7 protein-coding genes are annotated in these 7,964 nt (G+C 71.0%); 6 read left to right on the forward strand and 1 reads right to left on the reverse strand.

From position 1 onward, the window contains the following. Both ACSNOK_RS27480 and ACSNOK_RS27485 read left to right on the forward strand, forming a co-directional pair. Positions 1 to 1,463: PH domain-containing protein (locus ACSNOK_RS27480; RefSeq protein WP_436783479.1), on the forward strand; the 1,463-nt coding region annotated here is incomplete at its 5' end. Between the two features lie 476 nt (positions 1,464 to 1,939). Further along, on the forward strand, positions 1,940 to 2,143 hold the full coding sequence (locus ACSNOK_RS27485) for a cold-shock protein (RefSeq protein ID WP_436783480.1): 204 nt from the start codon (positions 1,940 to 1,942) through the stop codon (positions 2,141 to 2,143). 246 nt (positions 2,144 to 2,389) lie between these two features. On the opposite strand, the gene ACSNOK_RS27490 is transcribed toward ACSNOK_RS27485, so the two are convergent. Continuing rightward, the gene (locus tag ACSNOK_RS27490; protein ID WP_436783481.1) at positions 2,390 to 2,914 is read right to left on the reverse strand and encodes a hypothetical protein; all 525 of its coding nucleotides are present in this window, start codon (positions 2,912 to 2,914) and stop codon (positions 2,390 to 2,392) included. A gap of 880 nt (positions 2,915 to 3,794) precedes the next feature. Between ACSNOK_RS27490 and ACSNOK_RS27495 the strand changes: the two genes are divergently transcribed. The 4 genes from ACSNOK_RS27495 to ACSNOK_RS27510 all read left to right on the forward strand — a co-directional run. Then, positions 3,795 to 4,133, forward strand: coding sequence for a MerR family transcriptional regulator (locus tag ACSNOK_RS27495; protein WP_436783482.1), 339 nt, complete (start codon positions 3,795 to 3,797; stop codon positions 4,131 to 4,133). 210 nt (positions 4,134 to 4,343) lie between these two features. Continuing rightward, a complete protein-coding gene (locus tag ACSNOK_RS27500) occupies positions 4,344 to 4,904 on the forward strand; it encodes a hypothetical protein (protein WP_436783483.1) in 561 nt (186 codons plus the stop codon). Positions 4,905 to 5,192: 288 nt separating this feature from the next. After that, positions 5,193 to 7,109, forward strand: coding sequence for a sigma-70 family RNA polymerase sigma factor (locus tag ACSNOK_RS27505; RefSeq protein ID WP_436783484.1), 1,917 nt, complete (start codon positions 5,193 to 5,195; stop codon positions 7,107 to 7,109). A gap of 578 nt (positions 7,110 to 7,687) precedes the next feature. Then, positions 7,688 to 7,964 (forward strand): hypothetical protein (locus ACSNOK_RS27510; protein ID WP_436783485.1); only part of this gene is annotated, 277 nt, incomplete at its 3' end.

Raw genomic sequence — 7,964 nt, forward strand, 5'->3', positions numbered from 1 at the left:
CCCCCTGGCGCCGCCTCGCCCCCCGCACCCTGATAGCCCACTGCTCCTGGCTCGGCGCCCCCCTCGGCTCCCTCCTCCTGGCCGCTCTCGCCACCGGGGGCCGCCCCGGCGCCCGCGTGTGGATCAGCCTCGCCATCCTCGCGGCCGTCTTCGCGGCCCTCACCGCCCTCGGTTCCGACACCTGGTTCCGTACCCACTACCGCGTCACCCCGGACGCGCTCGAACTCCGCACCGGCCTGCTCACCCGGCGCACCAAGTCCGTCCCCCTGCACCGCGTCCGCAACGTCGACCTCACCGCTCACCCCGTCCAGCGCCTCCTCGGCCTCGTCGTCCTCCGCGCCGGCACCGGCGGGCACGGCCAGGTCTCGCTGGACGCCCTCACCCGCGCCGACGCCGAACGGCTGCGCGCCGAACTCCTCGCCCGGGCCGAGCGGCCGGCCGCCGACGATCCCGTCCTGTCCACCGCCGACCCCCGCTGGCTGCGGTACGCGCCGCTCACCTTCTGGGTGTTCGGCGGCGTCCTCGCCGCAGCCGGCGCCGCCTGGCGGGTGCTGGACGGCATGGGCATCGAACCGTGGCGCATCGGCTTCGTCCGCCGCGCGTTCGACGATTTCGGCAACAGCGCCCTCTGGATCACCGTCCCCCTCCTCATCCTCGCGATCACCGTCCTGGGCACGCTCGGTTCCGTCGTCCTGTACGCCGAGACGTGGTGGCGCTACCGGCTGGAGCGGACCGACGCGGCGGCCCTCCGCGTCCGCCACGGCCTGCTCACCACTCGCTCCGTGACCATCGAACGCGCCCGCCTGCGCGGCGTCGTCCTCCGCGAACCGCTGCTCCTCCGCACCGGCGGCGGCGCCACCGTACGCGCCGTCGCCGGCGGGCTCGGCGACCGCGAGGAGAACCGCAAACGCAGCACCCTCCTCCCGCCCGCCCCGCGCTCCGAGGGCGAACGGGTCTGCGCCGGCGTCCTCGGCGAGGAGGTGGACACCGGCGGGCTGCGCCCGCACCCGCCGGCCGCCCGCCGCCGTCGCGTCGTCCGCCTGCTGCTGTGGTGCGTGCTGCCTCCGACCGCCGTCCTCGTCGTCCTCGGCGCCCTGCTCACCCCGGTGCTGCTGTACTGCGGGGCGGCGTGGCCGCTCGTGTCCGTCCCGGTGGCCCTCGCCTTCGCCGACGACGCCTACCGCGCCCTCGGCCACGCCCTGCGCGGCCGCTGGCTCGTCATCCGCTCGGGCAGCCTCACCCGCGACACGGTCCTCCTCGACCGTGAGGCCGTCCTCGCCTGGACGTTCACCCGCACCCCGTTCGCCCGCCGCGCCGGTGTCGTCACGGCGACGGCCGCCGTCGCGGCCGGCGAGGAGGCGTACCGCATCCGGGACATGGCGGCCGGGGAGGCGGCGGCGTTCGCGGAGGCGGTGACGCCCGGGATGCTGTCGGAGTTTCTGGTGCCGGTGGGGGAGCGGTGAGGATGAGGCGAGGCGAGGCGAGGGCTGAGGGGCAAGGGCTATGGGTGTAGGGGCACGGGGGCCTGGGCGGACGAGCAGGGGTCGACGGGCGGCCGGCCTCCGTGGGGGGGGCGGGGGCCCCGCCGAGAGGAGGGGACAGCCCTTTACACCGAGCCGGCTGTATGTTCTCCCGAAACGCCGCGCTCCGCTGGAATCATTAACTGTTCCCGCGATCTGAGATTTCAACTGAATGCGCGGACAGATCATCTGCCGCAATAGGCGGAGTGGGATTGTTCACCGTACACGGGCCACCGGGGCGTGCTACTGTCGATCTCAGTTGCAGTTGTGGTTCCCGAAACTTCGAGTGCTTTCCGGACGGTTTCCATGCCGCCGGAAGCATGTGGTGTTTCCGGTCTTTTCCGGGCGGGGTGATCATCGCGGCAACGTGGTGTCCGCGCAGTGCGGACCCCGATTCGCTGCCCCAAAGGAGAAATGACATGGCTGCTGGTACCGTGAAGTGGTTCAACGCGGAAAAGGGCTTCGGCTTCATCGAGCAGGACGGCGGCGGCGCCGACGTGTTCGCCCACTACTCGAACATCGCCGCCCAGGGCTTCCGTGAGCTGCTGGAAGGCCAGAAAGTGACCTTCGACATCGCGCAGGGCCAGAAGGGTCTGACGGCCGAGAACATCGTTCTCGCCTGACACTCCTTACGCTCCTTGCGATCCTGGCGCTCACGCGCACACCGTAGCGGGGGGCCGCATCCTTCGGGGTGCGGGCCCCCGCTGCTTGCTTTTCCCACAGTGGTTGCACATACGGTCGACAAGGGAAATCCGAGGGCGCGCCGCCCGTGAATGTGTACCGCCCTCCGGAGGTGCCGACGCGTCCCGTCTCTATTGCATCGCCATATCGCGGTGGGTGCCCCGAGCGTCACCTCCGCAGCGCGTCACTCATTTTCCGGCGACTGCGCTCGCGCGGAACACCGGAATGTCGGCGAGCCGGATTCGCTGTGGCGTTTTCGTTTTCGCCGGCTCGTCCTCGTTATTCTCGTGCCGTTTATCGTCGCGGGAGCGTCGTGGGAATTCTTTGATATGCCTCGTATCGAGGAAGGCTCCCATGAACCGCACTCGTACGAACAGCCGCTCCCCCTGCCCTCGTGACGGCAGCACCGCCCCGGAAGGACCCGCACGGTGGCCGGTCGACGCGGACGAGGGCCGCTCCACCCGGATGAGGGTCGTTCCACCCGGTGAGGGCCGGTTCACCCGGACGAGGGCCGGTTCACGGCGAAGGTGGCCCCTCCACTCTCGCGCCGCGTCGCTCCCGCCGCGGCGGCGGGTCGTGGATCGGTGGTCGGAGTAGCCGAAGTCGCCCACGGTCCAGGCAGTGACGTCTTCGATCGCCCCACGCATCCGATTGCTCCGCCCGGACTCGACACGGGCGACGATGTCGACGATCGGCTCGTCAGGCGCCGGCATGAGAGCGGACCCTACGCAACGGCCCGTCCGGGCGGCTCCGGGCGGTGACCTGCCGGGGAGGGCGGTCAGACGTGCGCAGACCGGCTCGGGACGTTCCTCACCGTTCCTCACCGGCGGACACAAAAAAATCTACGCTGGCGACGGTAGACATTCGCCCTTCAGGCTCGTACGGTTTCTCTTGTAGTCGAGATCCAGCAGAGCCCGCCAGATACGAACTGCCGGGCAGTAGGACACGCATAACGGCCCGGTCGTGGAGTTTCGAAGCCAGAGAAACCAGGTTTGTCATGGTGGCGACGGGACTGACGACCGGGCCGGGCGGCCCGCAGTGATCAGGGGCCGCCGCCGGAAGGGCCGCGGTCGACGCGGTGGCAGTACCAGCAGTGCCGAACCGAGTGATGCCCCCGGCGAAGGCGTCGGACTGCGGACGCGCGCGCCGGGGAGTTCGGCAGCGGGGTTCTTCGCCCGAGTGGACGCAGGACGGGCGAGGGGGCCGGCTGTCGGAGAGTGGCGCTGTTCGAGGCCACCGGCAGTTCGCGGTACCGGCAGTGGCCGCCGCCGCGAGTGCGGTGCCGGCGATCCGGTACCGGAGTGGCACCGCGGTCCCGTTCGCAAGCGACTGGTGCGGAGGAAAGAACGGAGGAGTCGAACACCATCAGGATCGCCCGGGCGGAAGACATGAGCCCGGGTACCGCAGGACATCGATAGGCAGGTGGTCTCCGGTCACGCATCCGCGATCCACGCACCCCCGCCGGAGTATCGGGCGGCTGTGCGGAAACAGAAGGCCGGCGCGGCACTAGGGCCGGCAGATGGTGTTGCAGTTCCCAGGGGCCTTGGTGCCGTACGGCACCAAGGCCCCTCCACGTGTCCCCAGAGAAGTGAGATGACAGCAGACGAGTCCCTCCACCGTCTCGACGACGACGATTACCCCGCCTACACGATGGGCCGGGCCGCCGAGCTGCTCGGCACCACCCCCGGTTTCCTCCGCGCCATCGGTGAAGCGCGACTGATCACCCCGCTGCGCTCCGAGGGCGGACATCGCCGTTTTTCCCGCTACCAACTGCGCATCGCGGCACGCGCGCGTGAACTCGTCGACCAGGGAACCCCGATCGAGGCAGCATGCCGGATCGTCATCCTCGAAGACCAGCTTGAGGAAGCCCGGCGCATCAACGCCGAGTACCGCCGTGCCGCAGGATCGTCCGGTCCGTCGGCCGGAGCCTGAGGCGAGCGGGCCCGCCGGCGCCGGCGGGCTGCCACACCCGTGCAGGTGATGCGCAGGGTGTTCCCTGCGCCCGCTTCCGCCGTGCGAACGGCGCGGACGCGGGCGATCCGCGGCAACCGGCACCGCGGGAGTCGTGTAAGTCGGCCGGTCAGGGGAAGGACCAGGGTTCCGGAGCGCGCGTCTCCCCCCGTCTACGTCCAAGGACCGCCGATGCTGCCCGAGTTCCGCTCCCATGCGTCCGCCCCCCTCGCACATCAGCTGGAGCGGAGGCTGGGGCTGTCCCCACAGCTCGAAGCCGGTGGTCTCGACGTGGAGCGTGTCGCCGGCATCGCGGTCCTCGCGGCGGCCCACTCCGACGGCTACGCGGCCACCGCGCATCTCCTCGGGCTGCTGGCCGCACTCCCCGCCCCCACCGAGGCGGGGGAACGCTTCTGGTCGGACCTGTGGAGGTCCTCGGGCACCGCCTACCTGCTGCCGACCAACATCAAGGACTCGGTGCTGCGTTCACTGGCCGGGGAAGGAACCGGTCTGGCCGGACAGATCCTCTCCGCCGTCGACGAGATGACGCCTCACCAGCGCGCCGCGGCGGCGGAGGTCATCGGCCAGGCTCTCGCCGAGTCCGACCACCTTCCCGACCTCAAGACACAGGTCATCGGCGAGCTGTGGCTGCGGGACCTGGAGCTCACCGCCTGGCGCGTACTTCACGCGGACCACAAGTCGCCCGACCCCGCCGGACGGAGCGCCTTCATCGAGGCCTGGTCGAGTATCTGACCCGGCCGAGCCGCACTCCGGAGCGGCGGCCCGCACACACGGCGGCATTTCCCAAGCGTCCGAGGAGCCGGTGGACGGGACGGACACGGCTCCTCCCTGCCCGCACTTCATCTCACTTGCCCGTATCCGGCACCATCCGCCCGTACCTCATCCGCTCTGCCCGCATTTGACCTCCGCCCCGGCCCGCCCCCACCGCCGGTGATGCAAGAATCTTGCAATTTTTGTTATCCGGTCGGGAGCGCCGCGTCTCCCAAGTGTCGGATGCGAACGGAGAGAGGTGCGTGAGGCGTGGGAACCGATAACGCTGCGCTGGTCGAGGCCGCGCGGGCCGGGGACACGGCGGCACAGGACGAACTCGTCGCCGCCTGCCTGCCGCTCGTCTACAACATCGTCGGCCGTGCCCTCAACGGACACGCGGACGTCGACGACGTCGTGCAGGAGACGATGCTGCGCGTCATCAACGGGCTGGGGGAGCTGCGCGACCCGGCCGGTTTCCGTTCCTGGCTGGTGGCGATCACCACCAACCAGATCCGTACGCACTGGCGCGAGCGCCGCCCGGAAACCCCCCTCGAAGGGCTCCCCGGGACCGGTGCCGACGTACCCGACCCGGCGGCGGACTTCGTCGCCGTGACCATCGAGCGGCTGGGCCTGGAAGGCCAGCGCAGAGAGGCCGCCGAGGCCACGCGCTGGCTGGACGAGGGCGAGCGCGAGGTGCTCTCCCTGTGGTGGCTGGAGGCCGCGGGCGAACTGACCCGCGCCGAGGTCGCCGCCGCCCTGGGTCTCACCCCGCAGCACACCGCCGTCCGCGTCCAGCGCATCAAGGAACGGCTCGACACGGCCCGCGGCGTCGTCCGCGCCCTCGCCGCCACTCCGCGCTGCCCCGGCCTGGACGCGGCCGTCGCCACCTGGGACGGGGTCCCCTCCGCCCTATGGCGCAAGCGCGTGGCCCGCCACGCGCGTGGTTGCGGCGCGTGCGGCGGCTCGTGGACGTCGCTCGTCCCGGCGGAGGGGCTGCTGGTCGGTTTCGGCCTGGTCCCCGTCGCCGGGGCCCTCCTCGACTGGTGGGGCAGCGCCACCGTGCTGCGCACCGAGGCGGTGGCCGCCGTCCACCCGGGCGGGTACGGCGACGTGCCCCACGACACCACCCACCCCGGATCCCTCACGCACCCCGCGCAGCACAGCCATCCGGCGAACCCACCGAACATGACGCAGAACTCGCAGATGCAGAACTCGCAGATGTCGACGAAAGGCAAGCACGGCGTGACCCACGCGAAGCGGAACAACCCCAGGGCGAAGGCGAAGCACGGCATGAAGGGGAAGCGGGTGGCGATCGGCGCCGCCGCTCTCGCCGTGGTCGCCGGTGGCGCGGTCATCGGCGGTACGGAGCTCTTCTCCGACTCGTCCTCCGGCACCGAGGCGAGTACCCGTGTGACGACCGGCGACGCGGCGGTCCCCCTCGGCGACCGGTCCGGCACCGCCGTTCCCTCCCCGAGCGCCAGCCCGTCCGTCTCGGCGAAGGCCGCGAAGGACGCGAAGGCTGCCAAGGACGGCAAGAACGGCAAGGGTGAGAAGGGCGACAAGAAGGCCGAGAAGGGCGAGGGCAAGGACGCCGGCGAGAGCAAGGAAGCGGGCAAGGGGGAGGGCGCGGGGAAGGCGGTGCAGGAACGTTCCGCCGATGCCTCCTCGTCCGATTCGGGCTCGGGGTCCGGCGGGGGTACGCGGCAGGGGTCGGGGAGCCGGGAGGGCACCCGGACGTCCGGCTCCGCCCAAACCCCCGCCAAGTCGGCGGCCAAGGCTCCCGCGCCGTCCAGGGGTGACGTGAGCGGTTCGCTCCAGCAGCAGGTGACGGCACTGGTCAACGCCGAGCGCGCCAAGGCCGGCTGCTCGGCCGTACGCCTCAACTCCCAGCTCACGCAGGCGGCCCAAGGCCACTCCGACGACATGGCGGCCCGCAACTTCTTCGACCACACCAACCCCGACGGCAAGGGCCCGGGCGACCGCATCACGGCCGCCGGTTACCGCTGGAGCACCTACGGCGAGAACATCGCGTACGGGCAGCAGTCGGCCGCTTCCGTGATGGACAGCTGGATGCACAGTTCCGGGCACCGGGCGAACATCCTCAACTGCTCCTTCGAAGAGATAGGCGTCGGCATCAACCACGCTCCTGGTGGCCCGAGGTGGACGCAGGTCTTCGGGGCGCAGTGACGTTTCCTCTCCCTTTTCCACCTCCCGCTCGCCCGCTGACTCAGGCGGGCGGGAGGGTACGGAACGGTGGGAACCGCCGCACAGACGGGACCGCCACCGACGGACGGCCGAGCCGGCGCGTAGCCGCTCAGGTCAACCCGGTGACGTCCGAATGCCGCCGAGGCGGCGGGGACGGGGAAGTGGCGGGATGTCGTCGCTCGTTCAGGTGGCCGATGTCAGGACGGGGAGGTGCGGACCACCACATCGGGGGGTGCGGAGGACGTTTGAGGTGACGTACGGGGTGTCGGTCGGCCCCCGCCAACCGGCGCCTCCCGTAAGCCAGTTCCTCGCTCACTGATGGATTCGAGGGAGGAGGGGCGGTTTTCCGGTCGGATGTTTTGACTCTCGGCTGATCGCACCGGTAGTTCTCTCCTGCCTCGGCAGGGGCGGCCTTGCGGCCGATGGCCCGTGTCACTCCATCCGACCCCCGGTGACACGGGCCGCGCCCGGCCCGGGACCGACCACCCCGCCGTGCACACGGCGCCGCTTCCCTCTCGGAGGCGGCGTCTTCTCACCCCCTCTCCGAAGGAGACCCGAAGATGTCGATGCGCAACCGCGCGGCCGGTGTGCTGCTGGCCGTTATGGCGGGCGGCATGGTGCTGGGCCAGGCCGGTACGGCTCTGGCCGATGACCACCACGGCCGTCACCACCACGGTCACGGCATGGGCCCCCTGCCCGTGGCGATCGTCTCCCCGGCTCCGGGCAAGATCACCAAGGAGCACAAGGTCACCGAGACGTACCAGTACGACCCCAAGGGCGGCTCCAGCTCCCCGTCCTCCGAGGAGCAGCCCCCGCCGCCCTCCGGCGCCTCCGCCC

Origin of the sequence: Streptomyces sp. URMC 126, from assembly GCF_051386555.1 — a bacterium.
Lineage (GTDB): Bacteria > Actinomycetota > Actinomycetes > Streptomycetales > Streptomycetaceae > Streptomyces.

What these genes read in the sequence shown, in the direction of transcription:
- ACSNOK_RS27485 (WP_436783480.1), top strand. Translation starts at nt 1,940, where the DNA reads ATGGCTGCTGGTACCGTGAAGTGGTTCAACGCGGAAAAGGGCTTCGGC.
- ACSNOK_RS27490 (WP_436783481.1), bottom strand. Translation starts at nt 2,914, where the DNA reads ATGCCGGCGCCTGACGAGCCGATCGTCGACATCGTCGCCCGTGTCGAG.
- ACSNOK_RS27495 (WP_436783482.1), top strand. Translation starts at nt 3,795, where the DNA reads ATGACAGCAGACGAGTCCCTCCACCGTCTCGACGACGACGATTACCCC.
- ACSNOK_RS27500 (WP_436783483.1), top strand. Translation starts at nt 4,344, where the DNA reads ATGCTGCCCGAGTTCCGCTCCCATGCGTCCGCCCCCCTCGCACATCAG.